We start from the raw sequence: 571 nt of genomic DNA, 5'->3' as shown, positions 1-571 counted from the left end.
CTGGGTTTCCCCATTCGGACACCCCCGGATCAAAGCTTGCTTACAGCTCCCCGAGGCAGTTTCGTTGTTCGCCACGTCCTTCATCGGCTCCTAGCGCCTAGGCATCCTCCGTGTGCTCTTAGTAGCTTAACCTCGTGCTCCGGTTTCGAYTGCTCGCTTCCCTTGTTTTGCTTGCGCAAAGCCAAAAGTCGCTCCCATTCGATACCATCGTACGTGCAATCTACCGTTTTTATTGAAACTTGTTGTACACAAGTTCAGCTAAAAAGGAATGTTCTAATTCGCATTTACTTTCGTTTCGATATCTAGTTTTCAAAGAACAAGCTCCATGCAAAAGCAAGCTGTTTTGAGAGTTTGAGCTCTCAAAACCGAACAACGAGTGAGTGTTTTGCAGCTTAGCTGCGTATTTGAATGTTTCCGTTGCAGGAAACGATTCTCCATAGAAAGGAGGTGATCCAGCCGCACCTTCCGATACGGCTACCTTGTTACGACTTCACCCCAATCATCTATCCCACCTTCGGCGGCTGGCTCCTTGCGGTTACCCCACCGACTTCGGGTGTTATAAACTCTCGTG

2 rRNA genes are annotated in these 571 nt (G+C 48.8%); both read right to left on the bottom strand.

The features are described from left to right. Positions 1-132: ribosomal RNA gene (locus AB4111_RS31095) — 23S ribosomal RNA — on the bottom strand; the annotation flags it as partial. Positions 133-440: 308 nt separating this feature from the next. Next, positions 441-571, bottom strand: a 16S ribosomal RNA gene (locus AB4111_RS31090); the annotation flags it as partial.

This window comes from Paenibacillus sp. 2KB_22 (assembly GCF_052115745.1).
Taxonomy (GTDB): Bacteria; Bacillota; Bacilli; order Paenibacillales; family Paenibacillaceae; genus Paenibacillus.
This window is presented reverse-complemented; position numbering and strand designations above follow the sequence as displayed.